The organism is Planococcus sp. TJ-302 (assembly GCF_058268455.1).
In genome coordinates this window covers 1-18,391 of the sequence record NZ_JBZDOI010000001.1, presented here as the reverse complement: position 1 = coordinate 18,391, position 18,391 = coordinate 1, and the positions used below count along the sequence as shown (strand labels likewise).

Here is an 18,391-nt window from a genome sequence, read left to right as displayed (position 1 = left end):
TAGTATAGACTAATGGCTATAATGTGTTATACTAATCTACGAAATATACAAGCTCCCCATGGCTATGGGAATAACCGAAAAGGAAGGTACATATAAATGAATCCAGTAAACTTCTCAAGCAATTTAAAGGATCTTTTAAATGGCCAAAATATACACGTGCAATTATCAGTTCCACAATTAATCGAAGCAGCCACATCCCGTGGAGAAGCTGTTTTGACGAAAGATGGCGCAGTAAAAGCTGAAACTGGCAAATACACTGGCCGCTCCCCTAAAGATAAATATATCGTAGATGAAGCTATTTCTAAAGATAAAATTGACTGGGGTTCTGTAAATCGCCCGATTTCATCCGAAGTTTTCGAAAACCTGTACGCTAAAGTGCTGGACCACATGAAGCAAAAAGATGAGCTGTTCGTATTCAAAGGATACGCCGGTGCTGATCCTGAATCGCGTCTGGGCATTCAGACCATCAACGAATACGCTTGGCATAACCTATTCGCTCATCAACTGTTCATCCGTCCGACAAAAGAGGAATTGACAAGCCACGAAGCGCAATTCACAGTTGTCTATGCACCAACGTTCCACGCAGATCCTGCTGTGGATGGTACGGATTCTGAAACTTTCATCATTGTATCGATGGAGCAAAAAATCATCTTGATCGGCGGAACAGAATATGCCGGCGAAATGAAAAAAGCGATCTTCTCGATCATGAACTACCTGCTTCCTGAACAAGGCATCCTTCCTATGCATTGTTCAGCGAACGTCGGCGAAGAAGGCGATGTAACGTTGTTCTTCGGTTTGTCTGGAACAGGCAAAACAACATTGTCTGCAGACGAAAACCGCAAATTGATCGGCGACGACGAGCATGGCTGGTCTGATAACGGCGTCTTCAACATTGAAGGCGGATGCTATGCGAAAACGATTAATTTAACGCGCGAACATGAACCGCAAATCTATGACGCAATCACGTTCGGTTCTGTACTTGAAAACGTAGTAGTGGATGAAGAAACACGCATTCCGGATTACGCTGACGGTTCTTTAACAGAAAACACACGTGCAGCATATCCGATCCATGCAATCAAAAATATTGTCTTCCCTTCAGTGGCAGGCCATCCAAAAACAATCGTCTTTTTGACTGCAGACGCTTTCGGCGTACTGCCTCCAATCAGCAAATTGACAAAAGAGCAGGCGATGTACCATTTCCTAAGCGGATACACATCGAAACTTGCGGGCACTGAGCGCGGCGTCACTTCTCCGGAAGCGACATTCTCTACGTGCTTCGGGTCACCTTTCCTTCCATTGCACGCGACTGTCTACGCTGAAATGCTTGGCGACAAAATCGATGAGCATGGGTCTGAAGTGTTCTTAGTGAATACGGGCTGGACTGGCGGCGTCTACGGCGTCGGGAGCCGCATGAAATTGTCGTACACACGCACAATGGTGCGTGCAGCAATCAAAGGCGAACTCCACAACATCGAAACGGAACAAGAAGCTGTATTCGGCTTGCAAATTCCGAAAGAAGTGCCAGGTGTTCCTACTGAAGTATTAAACCCGCGCAATGCTTGGGCTGACAAAGCCGCTTACGATCAGAAAGCAAGAGAGCTTGCACAAGAATTCGAAGCGAACTTCAAGAAATTCGGTACTGTCTCCACTGATATCAGTGAACAAGGCGGACCGATTAAAAACTAACTAGGAAAAAGAAGCTATCCATAGCGGATAGCTTCTTTTTTTGCGGCTTTTTTCCTTGAGGTCTTATTCATCCACTTCTTGGCTCTTCATCCACTCAGTCAAAGACCGTGCCGTTTTACGGTTCACGGCTGGCGGGAAGAAGTGCGTATAGTCCGGAAAATACCAGGTTTCGTGCTTTTGACCGTTTAGGATCAACGCTTCTTCCAGCAAAAACGCTTGTGCTGGAAACACGTTTTCATCTTTCAGCCCGTGGATGATTAGAAACGGAGCTTGCGCTTCATTCAAGCGCATCAAAGGATTTCTCTCCTCATACGCCTCCAATGCTGTATTTGGCGTGCCGCCGTAAAGCCGCTTCATCATACGCCGCATATCTGGCCGTTCTTTATACGTCAGTACGGTATCTGTGACGCCTGCCCAAGTGACGACGGACGTAATGTCGTGCCGCAGGACTGCGGTCCATATAGCCATGATTCCTCCACGGGAGAAAGCCAGGATATGGACTGCCTCTGAGCAGAATTGTTTCAGCACGTCGACTGCATAAACCGCGTCCCATCGATCCGCTCCGGCAAATTCATCGCGCCCTTGCCCGCCCCGGTTTCCACGGTAATAAGGTGCAAACACCACAAATCCTTGTGCGGCGAATTGTGCGATCCGCGCCGGCCTGACCATGCCGATTGACTGGATGCCGCCGCGCAGGTAAAGGATGCCGCTATAAGCGCCTCTTTTTTCCGGTTCGGCCAGCAAGCCTTTCACGAGCAATCCTTCTGACCAATAACTGATTTCTGTCAGCCGCACATGCGGATTCGGCGAAGGATACATTTTCTTCGATTTAATCGTTCCATTTTCCAAGATGCTCCACCTTCTCCATGATTGCCTTCATTCCGTCGTCTTTCATTAGAAAACTATATTTGTTATCCGGTTCTAACTCCCCTATGAGCACGATGCCGTCGGTTTCCATCAAGCGAATCTCCTCTAACCGCTGCGCTTTCCCGATAAAGACGGTTTTACAGAACGGACGATCCGTATTGACGCGATATTCCGCGAACCATTCCAATTCTGCGAGAACAGCACCCGTTTCCTCGTATACTTCCCTTATTGCCGCCTGCTGTAAACTTTCGCCAGGCTCCGCCTTGCCTCCCGGAAACTCAAGCCCCCGTTCTTTATGCTTCGTCAGCACCCACTCGCCGCTGAATTTGCAAATAACCAATACGTGCCTGCATGGCGCAGGAAACGATTCTTTTTCAAATGAAAGCTCGCATTCGATGCCGTTCAGATCTATATATTTCATCCACTCACTCCTTGGCTCATAAGAAAAAGCGTGCACTGTCGTTCAGTGCACGCTCCAGTCCTTCTATTTTACTTCTTTTCGCCAAGAAAAGCAGATAACATCCAAGAATGCTTTTCAAGATTCTGATGGATAGCGTTGAACATATCTTCGGTCATGTCGTCGCCGTCTTCAGCAGCCAATTCCATGCCTTTTTTCAGGGATTTCATGACTTTATTATAATCTTTCACGACTGTATCGACCATTTGTTCAGCCGTTTCCTTTGATGTCGCTTCTTTTACGACCGACAGCTCCAATTGCTCTTTCATCGTCGCAACCGGTTTGCCCCCAAGCGCCAATAGGCGTTCTGCGATTTCATCCATATGCAAAGTAGCCTCGTTGTATAATTCTTCGAACTTCACATGCAGCGTGAAAAATGAAGGGCCTTTCACGTACCAATGAAAATTATGTAATTTCGTATACAGCACCGACCATGTTGCCACCTGTACGTTCATTTCTTGGTTTAACTCTTTTGACATATTGCCCACTCTCCTCAAGTTTTGATAAGCTCTTATACTTTATTTATACCTCTCCCCTGCTTACAATAAACATACAGACAATTACCGTGAAAGAAGATGAATCTAATTGAAGACATTCCTCTTAAAGTTTTTCCGCTTTTACCAGCGGTTCATTTCTCCCTTGTCACCGCCAAGCTGCCGCTTCTACCCGACCTGCTCCCATTACGGAATTGAAGCCGTTGAGAAGCATGGTGCATTGAAAGGCGGTTATCTCGCAGTACGCCGAATTTTAAGCTGCCACCCTTTCAATAAAGGCGGCATCGATTTTGTCCCCGAAGAATGGCCACCAAAAAAATGATTGGTGGTTTTTCTTGTGTTTTAAAAAGATTTGCTGTATTATTCGTTAAGTAGTTAAAACGTAATCATTACATTTTGGAGGATAAATTATGAAAAAGTTATTTGCAATCTTATCATCGGCTTTATTATTAGCGGCTTGCGGCACTCCGGCCGGCGAAGAACAAGCACAAGACGGACAGGCGGACGAGTCGAAAGTCCAGGTTTACACGACTGTTTATCCGCTCACATATTTTACGGAACGGATCGGCGCTGAGCATGTCGAGGTTCAATCGGTCTACCCTGCCGGAGCGAATGAACACAGCTTTGAGCCAACGCAGCAGGACATGATCAAGTTGGCGGAGGCTGACTTGATGTTCTACGTCGGCTTAGGCTTGGAAGGCTTTATCGGCAAAGCGAAAGATACATTGAAAAATGAAAAGGTCCAATTCACAGCAACATCCGACTCGATCTCGGACGAGGAGATGGATGCAGCAGCTGGACCGCATGAGGATGAGCATGAGGAAGAATCCCACGATAAGGATGCACATGAAGAAGAGCCTGCTGAAGAAGCTGGCCACGACGGCCACGACCACGGCTCAACAGACCCGCATGTCTGGATGTCCCCTGTACTGAGCCAAAAACTGGCAGCATCGATCAAAGAGTCATTGGTTGAACAAGATCCCGACCATGCTGAAGACTACCAAAGCAATTACGATGCATTGGTTGCTGAACTTGAAGAGCTGGATGAATCGTTCGTTGCATTGTCTGAACGCGTCAACAACAAGACATTCTTCGTTTCGCATTCGGCATTCGGCTATATTTCCGAGCCATATGGCTTTGAACAAATTGCAGTCGCCGGCTTGAACAGCCAGGACGAACCTTCCCAGAAGGAACTGACCCAAATTGTCGATCTCGCCAAGGAGGAAAAAATCCAACATATCGTTTTTGAACAAAACGTTTCCTCCAACTTGACGGAAGTCATTCAGAAGGAAGTCGGAGCCGAAGCAGTTGAAATGCACAATCTCGGCGTGCTTACCCAAGAAAACATCGACAACGAAGAAACGTATTTCACGTTGATGGAAAAGAATCTCCAAACGCTTGAAACCATATTGAAATAAACAAAAAGCACTGCGAATCCGATTCGCAGTGCTTTTCTATGTCGTTAGTTTCACTAACCGTTTTGTCAGCCAGTCTTGCCATTCTGCGGCAAGCGCTCGAGCTTCCAGAACTTGCTGGATTGCCTCAGCATTTTTCGGCTGATGGAAATTCACGTTATTGGCATACAACACAGAAACCCCTTTTGGATCCCTTTCGATTAACTCTACCCGGTCATCCGACGCGACCATCCCTTCCTCCAGCACACGGCAAAGATAGCCGGTAAAGCCGGTTATCACCATCTCTTTCAGGAAAGGTGCCATTTCGAGGCGCCGATCGATCGTGTTACAGGGCACGCGGCCTTGCGTCACTTGGACGACAGCTTCGCCGATGCGCAAAACATCGCCGATATAGATGTTTTCTTCCAGCATATCGGTTAGCGTCAGGTTTTCCCCGAACGCGGCTGGCGGCAGCCCAATACCAAACTCCTGTTCCCAGCGTACATAATGTTCGAATGGATAAATGCAGACAGCGCGGTCCACCCCGCCGTGATGCTTCATGTCTGCTACTCCATCGCCATGAAAGCCCTCTTTAGCCAAAAAAGCATGCTGTACCGGTTTTTTGCAAATTGCTGTCAACATTTCTTTGCCTTCTCCATAAAAAAGCTTTTCCGGCATGCCGATAGCAAAATACTTGATTTCAGCCCCTTGGATATTGTTCATCGCCAAGCCCCCTTTTGCGGATTCTCTTTGTTTTATTTTAACATTATGGAATGTTTGGCCAACTGCGCGTTGTTAATCGTTTGAGCGACAATTCCTACCAGGTCATTCAGTGTGCCGATCACCCGCTCCACTTCCGGCAAATGGTAGAACGTGGTCGTTGCCGAAAAATCATAAACGGTATCTTCTTCGGAAAACAAATACACCTTTTTCTCTGTAGCCAGTGCCAGCCCAAGCTCGATATGGCTCCCTTTGCCTGCAGGCAGCAAGATAAAGAACATATCAGCTTCAAGGACTGCGGCTTTTTCAAGCTGCCCGATTGCAGCAAGAGCTTCTGCATTTTCGGCTCTGCTGTTCAAGGTCCAATCATAGGTCTGTTCATGCCCCTGTTCGATCAGCATGCGGCTAAGGTATTTCACCATTTCCTGGTTCGAAAAACTTGATGCTATGTAAAATTTCATGTATTGGTCTCCTTTTCCCGCTTAGCCATTTTTAAGTAGATCTGCACCGCTGTAATTGCCAGCAGCAGCCAAATTATTGGATTGCCAAGGGATATCCCCATAGAGGATGTTCCGCCAAGCAGCGGCAGCACTATTAGCAGAACTAAAAGGTAAAACGTGGAGCCCAGCATCCATAATGCTTGCCCCTTTACATTGCTGTGTTTTTTTGAAGCAAAGCCACCTGCCAGAAAAAGAATGGAAATGACAGCAATGGCAATCCATTTGCCCATGTCAAATCCCATCAATTGCGGAAAATGATCCTTTACCAGCAAATAGGTCATCGCCAATAACATGATTACTCCCCTTAACATGCCATTCACCCTTCTCTCTGCCAATCAACGCGGTAACCGATACCGGCATCTTTGCTCAACTGAACTTTTCCATTTTTTATCCTGATTTCAGGTTCGATAATATCCCGATCCCAGAAATGGCGGGACGCGGAAAAGTCGCCAGGAAGCGTGATCCCTGGCAAGGAAGCGAGCGCCAGATTATGGGCTTTCGAAACTCCGAACTCGATCATTCCGCCGACCCACATGCCGATTGAATGTTCACGGCACAGCTCAACTACTTTCAGCGTTTCGCTCCAGCCGCCGAGCCTGCCCATTTTCAAGACCAGAATATCCGCAGCCCCTTCGGCGATTGCCCGTTCGGCATCAGCTAAACAGCCGATGCTTTCGTCGAGGCAGATCGCCGTTTCCATAACGCGTTTCGCGCGGGCGTGGAGTTGCCATTCTTGTTCGCCGAAAGGCTGCTCGATCAACTTTAAGCCCGCGCCATCGAATTCCAGCAGCCGCTCCCAAGAAGCTTCTGCGAATGCACCGTTTGCATCAGCAAAAAACAGCATCTCCGGGTACCGGCCAATGATTTCTTTTAAAAGTTCGACGTTGCTGTCTGGCGTGATTTTGATTTTGACCCGGCTATAGCCCGCAGAAAAAGCCGCAGCCACCTCATCGCCGATTTTGTCTTCTTCCGCCGCAACAACGACTCCTGCCGGCACCGGTGCATCCGAACCGCCGAGCATTTGCCATAGCGGCATCCCCCGTTTTTTCGCGAACACATCCCACACAGCTGTCTCTACTGCCGCTTTCGCCATGCGGTTGCCTTTGACAGCGGTAAACAACTCAGCCACTTGTGAGGGACTTTCCAAGGTTTTATTCAATAAAAACGGAATCAGTACGTGTTCGATGACAAAACTACAACTGGTGACTGTCTCTTCCGTATACCAAGGAGTTGAAAACGCGACACATTCACCGAACCCTTCCAGCCCTCCATCAGAAACCACTTTTACGATCAGGCTTTCCCGCTCCGTAACCGTTTGCAGCGAGGTTTTAAAAGCATGCTTCAAGGGTTCGTTGACCCGCTTCAGCTCAATCGATTCGATCGTCAATCCCATGTTTTCAGCTCTCTTCTCAATAGCTTGTTCGAGGCATTGCGCGGCAGCGAATCGACTTTCCGGATCCACTTTGGCACTTTATACGATGCAAGCCGCGTCTGGCAGAACTCCACCAGTTCCTGCTTTTCCACGTCATCTTTCAATACAACAAACGCCACCGGCACTTCTCCCCATACATCGTTCTTTGTGCCGCAAACGCCCGCTTCACGTACAGCTGGGTGCTCAAGCAGCACTTTCTCGATTTCAGCCGGATAGATGTTTTCGCCGCCTGACACAATGAGATCTGAGCGCCGGTCGACGACGTACAAAAATCCTTCATCATCCAGATAACCCATGTCGCCGGTATGTAGCCATCCATCCCGCTGGACTTCGCGCTCTGCGAATTTGCCGATATAGCCTGGCGACACTTGCGGACCGCGGATGTGGATTTCGCCAATATCTCCAGGCTTCAGCGCTTCGCCAATACGAACCTGGTAAAGAAACAGCGGCTTGCCGGAAGAACCGACTTTGCGGTCTGCATCATCCGGCTGCAAAGTCGTCGTCTGGGATGAAGTTTCCGTCATGCCGTAGGTTTGAAGCACCGACATGCCGTAGCTTCCGGCACGGTGGATGTAATTCGGAGGAATCGGCCCGCCGCCGGCAAGCATCACTTTAAAATGCGGAGACACTTCCAGGTCCAACTTTTTCAATGTCGCCAAGATGCGCTCCAGCGTCACACCGACCACTGACATATGCGTGACAAGGCCGCCTTGTAGTTCATAGGCGCATTGCTCAGCATCGAATTTCGGATGGAGCCTGACACCCATTCCATAAATGAGCGAGCGCATCAAGATTGAAAATCCGCTGATATGGAACAGCGGCACAGTGCACAGCCAGACATCATCAGGCGCGACGCCGATGTTCAGCGCAGAAGATACAGAACTTGAAAAATGGTTTTCCGCCGTTTGCCTGACGCCTTTCGGGCTGCCTGTTGTCCCGGAAGTGTACATGATCGAAATCGTGCGTTCCGAATTCCATTCGGTTTCCGGTGTGAAGACAAGACCTTCCTTTTTCTCCAATTCACTGAAAAGAATTTGGAGCGGACTGTCTATTTTACCGTGCAGCGCATCATCGACAAGCGCAAAATCCGCTTCAGAATCGTCCATCTGAAAAGCCAATTCAACTTTCGACAAGCGTTCGTTGAGCATAACCATTTCGCAGCCGACGTGCATGCAGGCATACATCAACATGACGAATTGTGGATGCGATTTCGATAGAAATGCCACCCGGCTGTCTTTCGTGACACCGGCCGCGGTCAGCTTTCCGGCATAATCCAGCGCAATGCCATTCAATTCCGCAAATGTCCATTGCCGGTCTTCAAATGATAACGCCATACGGCTACCGTTTAAGGAGGCACGCTGGGACAGCCAATTCGGATACATCATGTGAAAAATCCTTTCTTTAAAAAAAGCTGTCCCCGGGAGGACAGCTTTCAATTATTCGAAAATCACGGGAAACGCGGGAATTGCCCAAAGTCCGGTTTGCGTTTTTCTTTGAACGCATCGCGGCCTTCTTTTGCTTCATCCGTTGTGTAATACAATAATGTTGCGTCTCCAGCCATTTGCTGAAGCCCTGCAAGGCCGTCTGTGTCAGCATTCATTGCCGCTTTCACGAAACGCAATGCCGTCGGGCTCATCTCGAGCATTTCTTCACACCATTTGACAGTCTCGTTTTCCAACTGGTCCAAAGGCACGACTGTGTTGACTAAGCCCATATCAAGCGCTTCCTGTGCATCGTATTGGCGGCACAGGTACCAGATTTCACGAGCTTTCTTGTGGCCGATGATGCGTGCCAGATAGCCTGAACCGTATCCGGCATCGAACGAACCGACGCGCGGGCCAGTTTGGCCAAAACGTGCATTGTCAGCAGCAATCGTCAAATCGCAGACAACATGCAGGACATGTCCGCCGCCGATTGCGTAGCCAGCGACCATCGCCACTACCGGTTTCGGGATAACGCGGATCAAGCGCTGAAGATCCAAGACATTCAAACGCGGGATCTCGTCTTCCCCGACGTAGCCACCGTGTCCGCGGACACTTTGGTCTCCGCCTGAGCAGAATGCTTTTTCGCCTTCGCCTGTCAGGACGATGACGCCTACTTTAGAATCGTCGCGTGCGCGTGAAAACGCATCGATCAACTCGTGTACCGTTTTCGGGCGGAACGCATTGCGCACCTCCGGACGGTTGATGGTAATTTTGGCAATGCCATTAAGCGTTTCAAACTTAATGTCTTCATATGTACGTGCTGTAACCCATTCGCGTGTCATGATTTTCCTCCTTGGTAGTTAGATCTCAAATACTCCCTTACTATTGTAGCAAACTCGGCCGGTTTTTCCACATGAATTGCATGGCCGGCTTCAATTGAGCAAAATACAGCCCTTGGCAGCCGATCCGCCATTCGATTAGCGATTTCCATGAACTTCGTATCCAATGTCCCCGCCACTAATAAAACCGGCATGTTCAGCCCGTTAAGCCCTTCCCAATAAGAAGCCTGCGAACCCGTTCCCATGCCGATCAAGCTATTCGCCAGACCGATCGGCTTCTGCGCAATCCGCTCATGGCGTATGCGTTCCCGCACCTTGTCCGACAAGTTTTTCTGGCTGTTGAATAACGGGATTTTTTCCCAAAACTCAACAAACTCGAATATGCCATCTGACAGAATCCGCTCCGCCAGTTTTTCATCGCGCCGCTGGCGTTCCAGCTGTTCAGCTGTGGTTTTCAAGCCCGGCGATGCGCTTTCAAGAATCAAAACACGCACGTGTTCCGGATAAGCAGCCGCAAAAGCGAGCGCTGTGCGGCCGCCCATTGAATAGCCCGCCAGCGCGTAATCTGTGATATCCATTTTGTCGAGCAGCTTTTTCAAATCCCGGATTTGCAGTTCCATGGCATAGCGGGACGATTGAGCTGGGCTCGCCGTCTTGCCATGACCCAGCAAATCAATCAGCACAATCCGGTACTCAGGCAATGCTGCCGCGATTTCTTCCCAGCTTGCGGTGCTGCCTGTAAATCCGTGCAGAAAAACTACCGTGCGGCTTTGGCCGCTATTCAGTATTTCCAAATGATATTCGGCGCCTTCGATGTGCTCTTTCATTATTTCCCCAGCTCCTCATCCAGCCGATTCCATAATTTCCTGTGGGTCTTTGTGTTGTTTGCACGGTCTGTAAATACCTCAATTATTTTTACCGCTTTGTGTTTTTCTGTCCGCAGCGCTTCAATTAGCTGCTGCTTTGTTTCCGCCGCTGCATATTCCGTATCATACATGCGCGCCGCGTCTTCAAACTTCAATCCTGTCGGGGTGCCGAATAACGCTTCAAAATAGCGTTCTTCTTCCGACTGCGGCAAATAGGAAAAGATTCCGCCGCCGTCATTGTTCATGACAATGATTGTCAGATCCGTTTCCTGCAAGCGGGAAGCGATCAAGCCGTTCATATCGTGCAGGAACGACAAATCTCCGATGTACAGATAGGTATGGCGTTTATTGGCAGCTTGTACACCGAATGCTGTCGATACGACGCCGTCAATGCCATTCGCTCCGCGGTTCGCGTACATCAAAATATCCTTGTCCGTCGTGCGGAAATAAGTGTCTACGTCCCGGATCGGCATACTGCTGCCGATAACGAGGTTGCAATTGTCCAGCTCTTCAAAGAAAGCCTTTGCCAAAACGCCTTCATCCAGTTCAGCTGCACAATGCTCATCCGCGAGCTTCCAAAAAAGAGTCGAGGCTTTCTGCCATTCTGCAAGGTAAGCAATTGCCGTTTGTTGGCCGACCGGCAGCTGCCATAAGGTTTTTGCAGAAACTTGGAGATGGTGCGTGACAACCGATTGGGCATCCCGCATCATTGGGCTTTCGTCCATCACAGCGTAGATTTCCGGTTTTACAGAAGCTAGAAATGCTGTCAGCGGCTTCGATACCGGCTGTGGCCCTATTCTAATGACCGCCTCCGGCTTAACGGCCATCTTGAAAGCTTCATTCTTCAGCAGCGCGTCGTAGCTGTCGATGAGCAGGCTTTGGTGCCGTGCTGCTGTATTTGCCCGCAAGTTAGAAAGCGGGTCAGCCAGAATCGGCCATTGCAACTTCTCCGCAAAGTCCCAGAATGCTCGCGGCAATGGCTCAGGCATTTCCCCAACCACAAGCAAGCCTCGCTCTAATTCAAGCGTATCCAATAGGAAGCTTTCAGCTTGCGCGCTCAATGCCGATACGCCGGCGAAATGCACAACCTCGCCTTTGCTTTCATAGCGTTGTTCAAAATCAATGCGCAGCGGTTCACGGAATGGCACATTCAGATGCACCGGCCCTTTCGGTTCCGTTTTCGCCGATGTGACAGAGCGGTGAAGGTGGCGTGACAGGAAATCGAGCCGGTTGTCTTCTTCCGGCATTGGCAAATCCGCTGACCATTTCACATGTGCACCGAAAAGGTTGATCTGGTTGATAGCCTGCGGCGCGCCGACTTCCCGCAATTCATGCGGACGGTCTGCCGTTACGACCAACAACGGCACACGCGCGTAATAAGCTTCCACGATTGCAGGAAAGAAATTGGCAGCCGCTGTCCCGGACGTGCAAAGCAGCATGACCGGCTTGCCGGATGCTTTTGCCAATCCTAATGCGTAATAGGCAGCAGACCGCTCATCTATCTGGCGATGAACGGCGAGCCCTTCTTGTTTCATGCAGGCATAAGCGAGCGGGGTCGATCTGGAACCCGGGCTGATGACTGCGTCCGATACTCCCGAAGAAACGAGGGAATGGGTAAATGCAGATACATATTCAGTCAACAATTTACGATTCGTCACTTAATTGGCCTCCAAGCGCACGGAGCATCGGTCTGAATTTAACCCATGTTTCTGCGTATTCCGATTCCGGGCTGGAATCTTCGACAATTCCGCCGCCCGCGTACAAATAAGCTTCTTTTCCACTTAATAATGCTGAGCGGATGGCGACTGCGAATTCGCCGTTCCCTTTTGCGTCAATCCAGCCGATGGGCGCTGCATAAAAGCCGCGATTCATCGTTTCATACTGGCGGATCAAGCTCATCGCTTCCTGCTTCGGTTCCCCGCCAAGCGCTGGCGTCGGATGCAGATCCTTCACCAAATCGAGCAGCGTAGAGCCTTGCGTCAATTCACCTTCTACCGGTGTATACAGATGTTGAATATCACGGATTTTCATCAATTTCGGCATTTTTGGCACAATGATGTTCGTACTGTGCTTACTGAATACTTTACTGATCATTTTAACAACATATTGATGTTCAGAGCGATTTTTCTTATCTTGAAGCAATTCCTCACCCAATTTGGCGTCTTGCTCAGCCGTTTTGCCGCGGGGAATTGATCCTGCCAAACATGTCGATAGCGCTTGGCGGTCTTTGACTTTCACTAACCGTTCAGGGCTTGCTCCAAAGAAAAACTGATTTTGCGCTTCCATGCCGAATAAAAAGCTTTCCGGCTGTTCTTCCGATATCTGGTACAAGGCCGCAGCCGGGGACAGTGGTTTATCGTATTGCAGCTTCAAGGCACGGGCAATCACCACTTTTTCCGCTTGCTTTGCCTTGATGACTTCCGTCACTTTGCCGATTGACTCCAAATAACGATCTTTTTTGATTTCAGTCAGTTTGACGGTCATCGGTTTGCCATATCTTTTCAGCTCGGAAACTTGTGCTGAGTGGATCAGCCGATCTCGCTCTTTGCGAAGCGCATCGAATTCATTGAACGAATGCTCTTCTTTTGTAATCAGGTGGATGCTGACATAAGCACGGTCGTCCTGGATTGTCAGCTGAAAAGTCGGGACCGCAAAATAAGCCTGGGGAAAATTTGTCCAGACGCTTTGTGTATTATTTAAAGGATCAAAGGAAAATCCGCCAAACAAGATCGGCTGTACCTCATGCTCCTCATTGACGATTTGCCGGCACAAGCTCTGCCATTCGCGTTTCACTTCTTCGAACCGCCCATGGCTGTTCGGCGTCGATAAGACATGCGCATGCCCAAGGCCGACCAATGTGAAAGTCTTTTCACGGTTCTGCCAAAACAACCGATTGCCTTTGAACAGCCCTTCGCCCGCTTCAAAAAAGGCCAATGCGGACATTCGGGAAACTTCAATCGTTTCTGTAAAAAATTGATATGCCATATAGCGTGTGTCTTTCAAATTGCCGGCCGATGAATACTGTTGTGGATTCATCATATTCCCTCCGTTTTTCTAAAGCCGCGCATATCCTGCCCAGCCAGTTTCACTTTTTAATCTCTACCCTCTATCATACCCCTTTCTGTTGAAATCAGCACACCATTTGCTGTATTTCCCTTGAAATTGAAGGTACAATATATATTGGAAAGAAGTAAAGGAGATGTACGAAATGACACATTCCATTCAAGCGGACAGCGGCTGGCGTGTATGGTGGCAGCTGACCCGCCCCCATACATTGACCGCCGCTTTCGCCCCCGTTTTCTTAGGAACCATGATCGCCCTGAACCATACTACAATCGACTGGCCGTTATTCTGGGCCATGCTGATTGCAAGCCTCTTAATCCAGGCAGCAACCAATATGTTCAATGAATACTACGATTTTGCCCGCGGACTCGACAACGAAAATTCAGTCGGCATTGGTGGTGCGATTGTACGCAACGGCGTCACGCCTAAAACCGTTTTGACATTGGCGCTGATCCTTTACGCGATTGCCGCTGTTATTGGCATCTGGATTTGTGCGCAGACCAGCTGGTGGCTCCTAGCAGTCGGCGGTGCAGCAATGGCTATCGGCTACCTTTACACGGGCGGCCCTTACCCGATTGCATACACACCTTTCGGCGAATTGTTTTCGGGCGTCGTGATGGGCTTCCTGATTGTAATCATCGCTTTCTATATCCAAACGGGTACCGTCACAGCAGAAGCTGCCATGCTGGCAATTCCAAGCACATTGCTTGTTGCGGCTATCATGTTGGCCAATAACATCCGGGACATCGTGGGAGATGCTGCCAGCGGACGTAAAACCCTTGCTATCCTGATAGGCAGAGAAAAAGCCGTAACAATCCTTGCAGCGTTTTTTAGCTTGTCCTACTTGTGGATTCTGGCATTGGTCCTTTTTGCAGATTTGACCTATTGGTCCTTGCTCGTTTTCCTAAGTGCTCCAAAAGCAATTGGGGTCGTAAAAATCTTCAAGCGATTCCAAGAGCCGCTTGAAGTCATGCCCGCTATGAAAGCGACAGGCATCATCAACACGCTATTCGCATTTCTGCTTGGCTGCAGTTTGCTTCTTCATTATTTATTGGCATAGAAAAAAAGGTTTCTGTTTCCAGCAGAAGCCTTTTTTCATTGACCGTCTTTTTGGGACGCGGTATATTTAATGTTATTTCAAAGTTAGTGTTGCCTTAAATACTTTTCGGAGGGGATTTTATATGAAGCCGATCGCCATCGGAATTTGTGCCGCATTCTTTTTCGCATTTACATTCGTTTTAAACGCAAGCATGGAAGCAAGCGGCGGCCATTGGATCTGGAGTGCGTCTTTAAGGTATCTCTTCATGGTCCCTTTCTTGCTGGCAATTGTCGCTTTCCGTAAAAACTTAAATGGCCTCATCACAGAAATGAGAAAAAATCCGATGGCCTGGCTGTTATGGAGCTTTGTCGGTTTCGGCTTGTTTTATGCCCCACTCTGCTATGCAGCAGCTTATTCTCCTGGCTGGCTCATAGCAGGTTCTTGGCAAATCACCATAATTTCCGGTTCACTGCTTGTGCCTTTGTTTTATACGACAGTCCAAACAGAACGCGGACCATTGCGTATAAAAGAACAGATTCCCTATAAGGGGCTTGCACTTTCTTCAATCATCCTGCTCGGCGTTCTCTTGATGCAAGTGGAACATGCGCAGGGAATTTCATTTCAGACATTCTTAATGGGCTTTCTCCCTGTCTTGGTGGCGTCATTTGCTTACCCTCTCGGCAATCGGAAAATGATGGCGTTATGCGAAGGACGCTTGGACGCTTACCAACGGGTGCTGGGCATGACCATCGCGAGCCTCCCATTCTGGCTGCTGCTTTCGGGTTATGGGTTTATTGCGGTAGGCTTGCCCAATGCCTCTCAGACATTCCAAACCTTGATAGTCGCTATCAGCTCTGGCGTTATCGCGACTGTCCTATTTTTCCAAGCAACTGATTTGGTGCGCCAAGATGTGAAGAAGTTAGCGGCAGTAGAAGCCACGCAATCATTGGAAGTCCTTTTTGCTTTAGCTGGCGAAATCTGGGTCTTGTCGATCGCCTTGCCATCTTCCATTGCCTGGGCAGGGATTGCCATCGTAATGGCAGGAATGGTGATTCATAGCTTGTCTGCCCATGGCAAACAAACTGTATCCGTCCCATAACAATAAAAAACAAGCGCGGCTGCCCAAGAATTTTGGGCAGCCGCGCTTGTTGCTTCTTTTCTTTCTAATGCCGCACCTGCCAAGCAAGAAGCTTCTAGTACCAATTGCCATTTAAAATTTAAGCACAAAAAAAGAGCTCTGCATAAAATGCAGAACTCTTTTTGCGATGACCCCTACGGGATTCGAACCCGTGTTACCGCCGTGAAAGGGCGGTGTCTTAACCGCTTGACCAAGGGGCCAATTACTGGCGGAGAAGGAGGGATTTGAACCCTCGCGCCGGTTTCCCGACCTACACCCTTAGCAGGGGCGCCTCTTCAGCCACTTGAGTACTTCCCCAGTATGGCTCCGAAGGTAGGACTCGAACCTACGACCATCGCATTAACAGTGCGGTGCTCTACCACTGAGCTACTTCGGAATGGTGGGCCTAAATGGACTCGAACCATCGACCTCACGCTTATCAGGCGTGCGCTCTAACCAGCTGAGCTATAGGCCCATATGTACTAATAAAAAATGGAGCGGGTGAAGAGAATCGAACTCTCATCATCAGCTTGGAAGGCTGAGGTTTTACCACTAAACTACACCCGCAAACATGGTGGGTCAGGACGGAATCGAACCGCCGACACTTAGAGCTTCAATCTAATGCTCTACCGACTGAGCTACTGACCCACATGTATTAAGATAAAAATGGCGGTCCCGACCGGGATCGAACCGGCGATCTCCTGCGTGACAGGCAGGCATGTTAACCGCTACACCACGGGACCATTTGGTTGCGGGGGCAGGATTTGAACCTGCGACCTTTGGGTTATGAGCCCAACGAGCTACCGAACTGCTCCACCCCGCGACAATAATATAGTAGTACTTTGTTTCTCTTACGCTTGTTGCTTCATGGACATCTGCATCGCCTTCGGCTGCTTCGGTGTTACTGCGCCGTCTTTGTACGGCTTGTTGCTCCACCCCGCGACAATAATAATTGAGTTTCTTCTATTATATAGAAGTTTGATAAAAGATAGTCCACACATTTTTAAAAAATGGAGGAGGAAGAGGGATTCGAACCCCCGCGGGATTTGACTCCCCTGTCGGTTTTCAAGACCGATCCCTTCAGCCAAACTTGGGTATTCCTCCGTGATAATAATGTATATGGTGGACCTTGCAGGACTCGAACCTGCGACCGGACGGTTATGAGCCGTCTGCTCTAACCAACTGAGCTAAAGGTCCTTAAAAAAGTGGCGGCAGAGGGGATCGAACCCCCGACCTTACGGGTATGAACCGTACGCTCTAGCCAGCTGAGCTACGCCGCCAGGATCTTTATTTATAAAGTTGGTGGAGCCTAGCGGGATCGAACCGCTGACCTCCTGCGTGCAAGGCAGGCGCTCTCCCAGCTGAGCTAAGGCCCCATGAAATGGTCGGGAAGACAGGATTCGAACCTGCGACCCCTTGGTCCCAAACCAAGTGCTCTACCAAGCTGAGCTACTTCCCGAGTTAAATGCTGAGTGTAAAAAAATATGGCGCGCCCGAGAGGACTCGAACCTCTAACCGCTTGATTCGTAGTCAAGTACTCTATCCAATTGAGCTACGGGCGCGTATGAATTTTTGCTAAATAATGGTGCCGAGGACCGGAATCGAACCGGTACGGTAGTCACCTACCGCAGGATTTTAAGTCCTGTGCGTCTGCCAGTTCCGCCACCCCGGCTAGGGTCGGCATCTGTGCAAAAAAAATGGAGCGGAAGACGAGGTTCGAACTCGCGACCTCCACCTTGGCAAGGTGGCGTTCTACCACTGAACTACTTCCGCAAAAATGGTGCGGGTGAAGGGAGTCGAACCCCCACGCCCGAAGGCGCTAGATCCTAAGTCTAGTGCGTCTGCCAGTTCCGCCACACCCGCGTGGCAATGAAATTGTAAAAAAAATGGTGAGCCATGAAGGATTCGAACCTTCGACCCTCTGATTAAAAGTCAGATGCTCTACCAACTGAGCTAATGGCTCGTATGAGAAATGGTGCCGGAGAAAGGACTTGAACCCTCAACCTACTGATTACAAGTCAGTTGCTCTACCAGTTGAGCTACTCCGGCGAAAAAGAAAAAATGGTGGAGGATGACGGGATCGAACCGCCGACCCTCTGCTTGTAAGGCAGATGCTCTCCCAGCTGAGCTAATCCTCCAATATGTATGCCCAGCGACGTCCTACTCTCACAGGGGGAAACCCCCAACTACCATCGGCGCAAAAGAGCTTAACTGCCGTGTTCGGGATGGGAACGGGTGTGGCCTCTTTGCCATCATCACTGGACTATTTTTTTCTGAAAGACAAGTTTTATTATACCAACTCTGACGAGTTTTACAAGTGTTATTTTGCATTTGGCAACACTTTCTTGTTCTTTCAAAACTGGATATTCGACATTGAAACGAAACGGGCAATCCGTGCCCACGGTTTTGGTTAAGTCCTCGATCGATTAGTATTCGTCAGCTGCACGTGTCGCCACGCTTCCACTCCGAACCTATCTACCTCATCGTCTTTGA

At 49.2% G+C, this 18,391-nt stretch carries 17 protein-coding genes, 20 tRNA genes and 2 rRNA genes; 5 read left to right on the top strand and 34 right to left on the bottom strand.

Annotation, left to right across the window (positions count from 1 at the left end):
* Window positions 1-96 precede the first annotated feature (96 nt).
* Entirely contained in the window at window positions 97-1,686 is a 1,590-nt protein-coding gene (gene pckA / locus AC4EHB_RS00195; protein WP_490980368.1) for a phosphoenolpyruvate carboxykinase (ATP), read from the top strand.
* A gap of 63 nt (window positions 1,687-1,749) precedes the next feature.
* Here the strand turns inward: pckA and AC4EHB_RS00190 are convergent, their stop codons facing one another.
* From AC4EHB_RS00190 to AC4EHB_RS00180, 3 genes are all read right to left on the bottom strand, one after another.
* A complete protein-coding gene (locus AC4EHB_RS00190) occupies window positions 1,750-2,535 on the bottom strand; it encodes an alpha/beta hydrolase family protein (protein ID WP_490973588.1) in 786 nt (261 codons plus the stop codon).
* Window positions 2,516-2,974: an RNA deprotection pyrophosphohydrolase gene (gene ytkD / locus AC4EHB_RS00185; RefSeq protein ID WP_490973587.1), complete on the bottom strand. Its 459-nt coding sequence runs from the start codon at window positions 2,972-2,974 to the stop codon at window positions 2,516-2,518. Before ytkD ends, AC4EHB_RS00190 begins: the two co-directional genes overlap by 20 nt.
* A 68-nt stretch (window positions 2,975-3,042) precedes the next feature.
* Window positions 3,043-3,489: a Dps family protein gene (locus tag AC4EHB_RS00180; protein ID WP_290213856.1), complete on the bottom strand. Its 447-nt coding sequence runs from the start codon at window positions 3,487-3,489 to the stop codon at window positions 3,043-3,045.
* A gap of 106 nt (window positions 3,490-3,595) precedes the next feature.
* Between AC4EHB_RS00180 and yidD the strand changes: the two genes are divergently transcribed.
* Both yidD and AC4EHB_RS00170 read left to right on the top strand, forming a co-directional pair.
* Complete coding sequence (gene yidD, locus AC4EHB_RS00175; protein ID WP_490973586.1) at window positions 3,596-3,826, top strand: membrane protein insertion efficiency factor YidD; 231 nt, start codon at window positions 3,596-3,598, stop codon at window positions 3,824-3,826.
* A gap of 88 nt (window positions 3,827-3,914) precedes the next feature.
* Complete coding sequence (locus AC4EHB_RS00170) at window positions 3,915-4,922, top strand: metal ABC transporter substrate-binding protein (RefSeq protein WP_490973585.1); 1,008 nt, start codon at window positions 3,915-3,917, stop codon at window positions 4,920-4,922.
* A gap of 36 nt (window positions 4,923-4,958) precedes the next feature.
* Here the strand turns inward: AC4EHB_RS00170 and AC4EHB_RS00165 are convergent, their stop codons facing one another.
* The 9 genes from AC4EHB_RS00165 to AC4EHB_RS00125 form a co-directional block, all read right to left on the bottom strand.
* Window positions 4,959-5,621 (bottom strand): MOSC domain-containing protein, encoded by a 663-nt coding sequence (locus AC4EHB_RS00165; RefSeq protein WP_490973584.1) that lies wholly within the window; start codon window positions 5,619-5,621, stop codon window positions 4,959-4,961.
* A gap of 32 nt (window positions 5,622-5,653) precedes the next feature.
* Window positions 5,654-6,079 carry a nucleoside 2-deoxyribosyltransferase gene (locus AC4EHB_RS00160; RefSeq protein WP_490973583.1) on the bottom strand — a complete coding sequence of 142 codons (426 nt, stop codon included), beginning with the start codon at window positions 6,077-6,079 and terminating at the stop codon, window positions 5,654-5,656.
* Window positions 6,076-6,429: a hypothetical protein gene (locus AC4EHB_RS00155; RefSeq protein ID WP_490973582.1), complete on the bottom strand. Its 354-nt coding sequence runs from the start codon at window positions 6,427-6,429 to the stop codon at window positions 6,076-6,078. The genes AC4EHB_RS00160 and AC4EHB_RS00155 overlap by 4 nt, the downstream gene beginning before the upstream one ends.
* Window positions 6,430-6,434: 5 nt before the next feature.
* The gene (menC, locus tag AC4EHB_RS00150) at window positions 6,435-7,511 is read right to left on the bottom strand and encodes an o-succinylbenzoate synthase (protein ID WP_490980367.1); all 1,077 of its coding nucleotides are present in this window, start codon (window positions 7,509-7,511) and stop codon (window positions 6,435-6,437) included.
* Window positions 7,502-8,935 carry an o-succinylbenzoate--CoA ligase gene (locus AC4EHB_RS00145; RefSeq protein ID WP_490980366.1) on the bottom strand — a complete coding sequence of 478 codons (1,434 nt, stop codon included), beginning with the start codon at window positions 8,933-8,935 and terminating at the stop codon, window positions 7,502-7,504. Before AC4EHB_RS00145 ends, menC begins: the two co-directional genes overlap by 10 nt.
* Before the next feature lie 62 nt (window positions 8,936-8,997).
* Complete coding sequence (menB, locus tag AC4EHB_RS00140; protein ID WP_490980365.1) at window positions 8,998-9,816, bottom strand: 1,4-dihydroxy-2-naphthoyl-CoA synthase; 819 nt, start codon at window positions 9,814-9,816, stop codon at window positions 8,998-9,000.
* A complete protein-coding gene (gene menH / locus AC4EHB_RS00135) occupies window positions 9,813-10,640 on the bottom strand; it encodes a 2-succinyl-6-hydroxy-2,4-cyclohexadiene-1-carboxylate synthase (protein ID WP_490980364.1) in 828 nt (275 codons plus the stop codon). The genes menB and menH overlap by 4 nt, the downstream gene beginning before the upstream one ends.
* Entirely contained in the window at window positions 10,640-12,337 is a 1,698-nt protein-coding gene (gene menD, locus AC4EHB_RS00130) for a 2-succinyl-5-enolpyruvyl-6-hydroxy-3-cyclohexene-1-carboxylic-acid synthase (protein ID WP_490980363.1), read from the bottom strand. Before menD ends, menH begins: the two co-directional genes overlap by 1 nt.
* A complete protein-coding gene (locus AC4EHB_RS00125) occupies window positions 12,324-13,715 on the bottom strand; it encodes an isochorismate synthase (RefSeq protein ID WP_490980362.1) in 1,392 nt (463 codons plus the stop codon). Before AC4EHB_RS00125 ends, menD begins: the two co-directional genes overlap by 14 nt.
* 172 nt (window positions 13,716-13,887) lie before the next feature.
* On the opposite strand from AC4EHB_RS00125, the gene AC4EHB_RS00120 reads away from it, so the two are divergent.
* Both AC4EHB_RS00120 and AC4EHB_RS00115 read left to right on the top strand, forming a co-directional pair.
* Window positions 13,888-14,802 (top strand): 1,4-dihydroxy-2-naphthoate polyprenyltransferase, encoded by a 915-nt coding sequence (locus tag AC4EHB_RS00120; protein WP_490980361.1) that lies wholly within the window; start codon window positions 13,888-13,890, stop codon window positions 14,800-14,802.
* A 121-nt stretch (window positions 14,803-14,923) separates the two neighbouring features.
* Entirely contained in the window at window positions 14,924-15,880 is a 957-nt protein-coding gene (locus AC4EHB_RS00115; protein ID WP_490980360.1) for a DMT family transporter, read from the top strand.
* Between the two features lie 167 nt (window positions 15,881-16,047).
* Here AC4EHB_RS00115 and AC4EHB_RS00110 read toward each other — a convergent pair.
* The 22 genes from AC4EHB_RS00110 to AC4EHB_RS00005 all read right to left on the bottom strand — a co-directional run.
* Window positions 16,048-16,119 (bottom strand) — tRNA-Glu (locus tag AC4EHB_RS00110).
* A gap of 6 nt (window positions 16,120-16,125) precedes the next feature.
* A tRNA-Ser gene (locus AC4EHB_RS00105) sits at window positions 16,126-16,216 on the bottom strand.
* 4 nt (window positions 16,217-16,220) lie between these two features.
* Window positions 16,221-16,295, bottom strand: a tRNA-Asn gene (locus AC4EHB_RS00100).
* A gap of 1 nt (window position 16,296) precedes the next feature.
* Window positions 16,297-16,373 (bottom strand) — tRNA-Ile (locus AC4EHB_RS00095).
* A gap of 18 nt (window positions 16,374-16,391) precedes the next feature.
* A tRNA-Gly gene (locus tag AC4EHB_RS00090) sits at window positions 16,392-16,465 on the bottom strand.
* A 5-nt stretch (window positions 16,466-16,470) separates the two neighbouring features.
* A tRNA-Phe gene (locus AC4EHB_RS00085) sits at window positions 16,471-16,546 on the bottom strand.
* Window positions 16,547-16,565: 19 nt separating this feature from the next.
* A tRNA-Asp gene (locus AC4EHB_RS00080) sits at window positions 16,566-16,641 on the bottom strand.
* Window positions 16,642-16,644: 3 nt separating this feature from the next.
* Window positions 16,645-16,721, bottom strand: a tRNA-Met gene (locus AC4EHB_RS00075).
* Window positions 16,722-16,909: 188 nt separating this feature from the next.
* Window positions 16,910-17,002 (bottom strand) — tRNA-Ser (locus tag AC4EHB_RS00070).
* A gap of 16 nt (window positions 17,003-17,018) precedes the next feature.
* Window positions 17,019-17,095: transfer RNA gene (locus AC4EHB_RS00065), tRNA-Ile, on the bottom strand.
* A 9-nt stretch (window positions 17,096-17,104) separates the two neighbouring features.
* Window positions 17,105-17,178, bottom strand: a tRNA-Met gene (locus tag AC4EHB_RS00060).
* 20 nt (window positions 17,179-17,198) lie between these two features.
* Window positions 17,199-17,274, bottom strand: a tRNA-Ala gene (locus tag AC4EHB_RS00055).
* Window positions 17,275-17,280: 6 nt separating this feature from the next.
* A tRNA-Pro gene (locus AC4EHB_RS00050) sits at window positions 17,281-17,357 on the bottom strand.
* Window positions 17,358-17,383: 26 nt separating this feature from the next.
* Window positions 17,384-17,460 (bottom strand) — tRNA-Arg (locus AC4EHB_RS00045).
* A 21-nt stretch (window positions 17,461-17,481) separates the two neighbouring features.
* A tRNA-Leu gene (locus AC4EHB_RS00040) sits at window positions 17,482-17,570 on the bottom strand.
* Window positions 17,571-17,596: 26 nt separating this feature from the next.
* A tRNA-Gly gene (locus AC4EHB_RS00035) sits at window positions 17,597-17,671 on the bottom strand.
* Window positions 17,672-17,676: 5 nt separating this feature from the next.
* Window positions 17,677-17,761: transfer RNA gene (locus AC4EHB_RS00030), tRNA-Leu, on the bottom strand.
* A gap of 24 nt (window positions 17,762-17,785) precedes the next feature.
* Window positions 17,786-17,861: transfer RNA gene (locus AC4EHB_RS00025), tRNA-Lys, on the bottom strand.
* 10 nt (window positions 17,862-17,871) lie between these two features.
* Window positions 17,872-17,947: transfer RNA gene (locus tag AC4EHB_RS00020), tRNA-Thr, on the bottom strand.
* Between the two features lie 13 nt (window positions 17,948-17,960).
* Window positions 17,961-18,036, bottom strand: a tRNA-Val gene (locus AC4EHB_RS00015).
* A gap of 9 nt (window positions 18,037-18,045) precedes the next feature.
* Window positions 18,046-18,161: ribosomal RNA gene (gene rrf / locus AC4EHB_RS00010) — 5S ribosomal RNA — on the bottom strand.
* Between the two features lie 143 nt (window positions 18,162-18,304).
* Window positions 18,305-18,391 (bottom strand): 23S ribosomal RNA (locus AC4EHB_RS00005); the annotation flags it as partial.

Excerpts from the sequence above, each read along its gene's own strand:
- pckA (WP_490980368.1), top strand. The coding sequence starts at position 97 with ATGAATCCAGTAAACTTCTCAAGCAATTTAAAGGATCTTTTAAATGGC.
- ytkD (WP_490973587.1), bottom strand. The coding sequence starts at position 2,974 with ATGAAATATATAGATCTGAACGGCATCGAATGCGAGCTTTCATTTGAA.
- AC4EHB_RS00180 (WP_290213856.1), bottom strand. The coding sequence starts at position 3,489 with ATGTCAAAAGAGTTAAACCAAGAAATGAACGTACAGGTGGCAACATGG.
- AC4EHB_RS00170 (WP_490973585.1), top strand. The coding sequence starts at position 3,915 with ATGAAAAAGTTATTTGCAATCTTATCATCGGCTTTATTATTAGCGGCT.
- AC4EHB_RS00165 (WP_490973584.1), bottom strand. The coding sequence starts at position 5,621 with ATGAACAATATCCAAGGGGCTGAAATCAAGTATTTTGCTATCGGCATG.
- AC4EHB_RS00160 (WP_490973583.1), bottom strand. The coding sequence starts at position 6,079 with ATGAAATTTTACATAGCATCAAGTTTTTCGAACCAGGAAATGGTGAAA.
- AC4EHB_RS00155 (WP_490973582.1), bottom strand. The coding sequence starts at position 6,429 with ATGTTAAGGGGAGTAATCATGTTATTGGCGATGACCTATTTGCTGGTA.
- menC (WP_490980367.1), bottom strand. The coding sequence starts at position 7,511 with ATGGGATTGACGATCGAATCGATTGAGCTGAAGCGGGTCAACGAACCC.
- AC4EHB_RS00145 (WP_490980366.1), bottom strand. The coding sequence starts at position 8,935 with ATGATGTATCCGAATTGGCTGTCCCAGCGTGCCTCCTTAAACGGTAGC.
- menB (WP_490980365.1), bottom strand. The coding sequence starts at position 9,816 with ATGACACGCGAATGGGTTACAGCACGTACATATGAAGACATTAAGTTT.
- menH (WP_490980364.1), bottom strand. The coding sequence starts at position 10,640 with ATGAAAGAGCACATCGAAGGCGCCGAATATCATTTGGAAATACTGAAT.
- AC4EHB_RS00125 (WP_490980362.1), bottom strand. The coding sequence starts at position 13,715 with ATGAATCCACAACAGTATTCATCGGCCGGCAATTTGAAAGACACACGC.
- AC4EHB_RS00120 (WP_490980361.1), top strand. The coding sequence starts at position 13,888 with ATGACACATTCCATTCAAGCGGACAGCGGCTGGCGTGTATGGTGGCAG.
- AC4EHB_RS00115 (WP_490980360.1), top strand. The coding sequence starts at position 14,924 with ATGAAGCCGATCGCCATCGGAATTTGTGCCGCATTCTTTTTCGCATTT.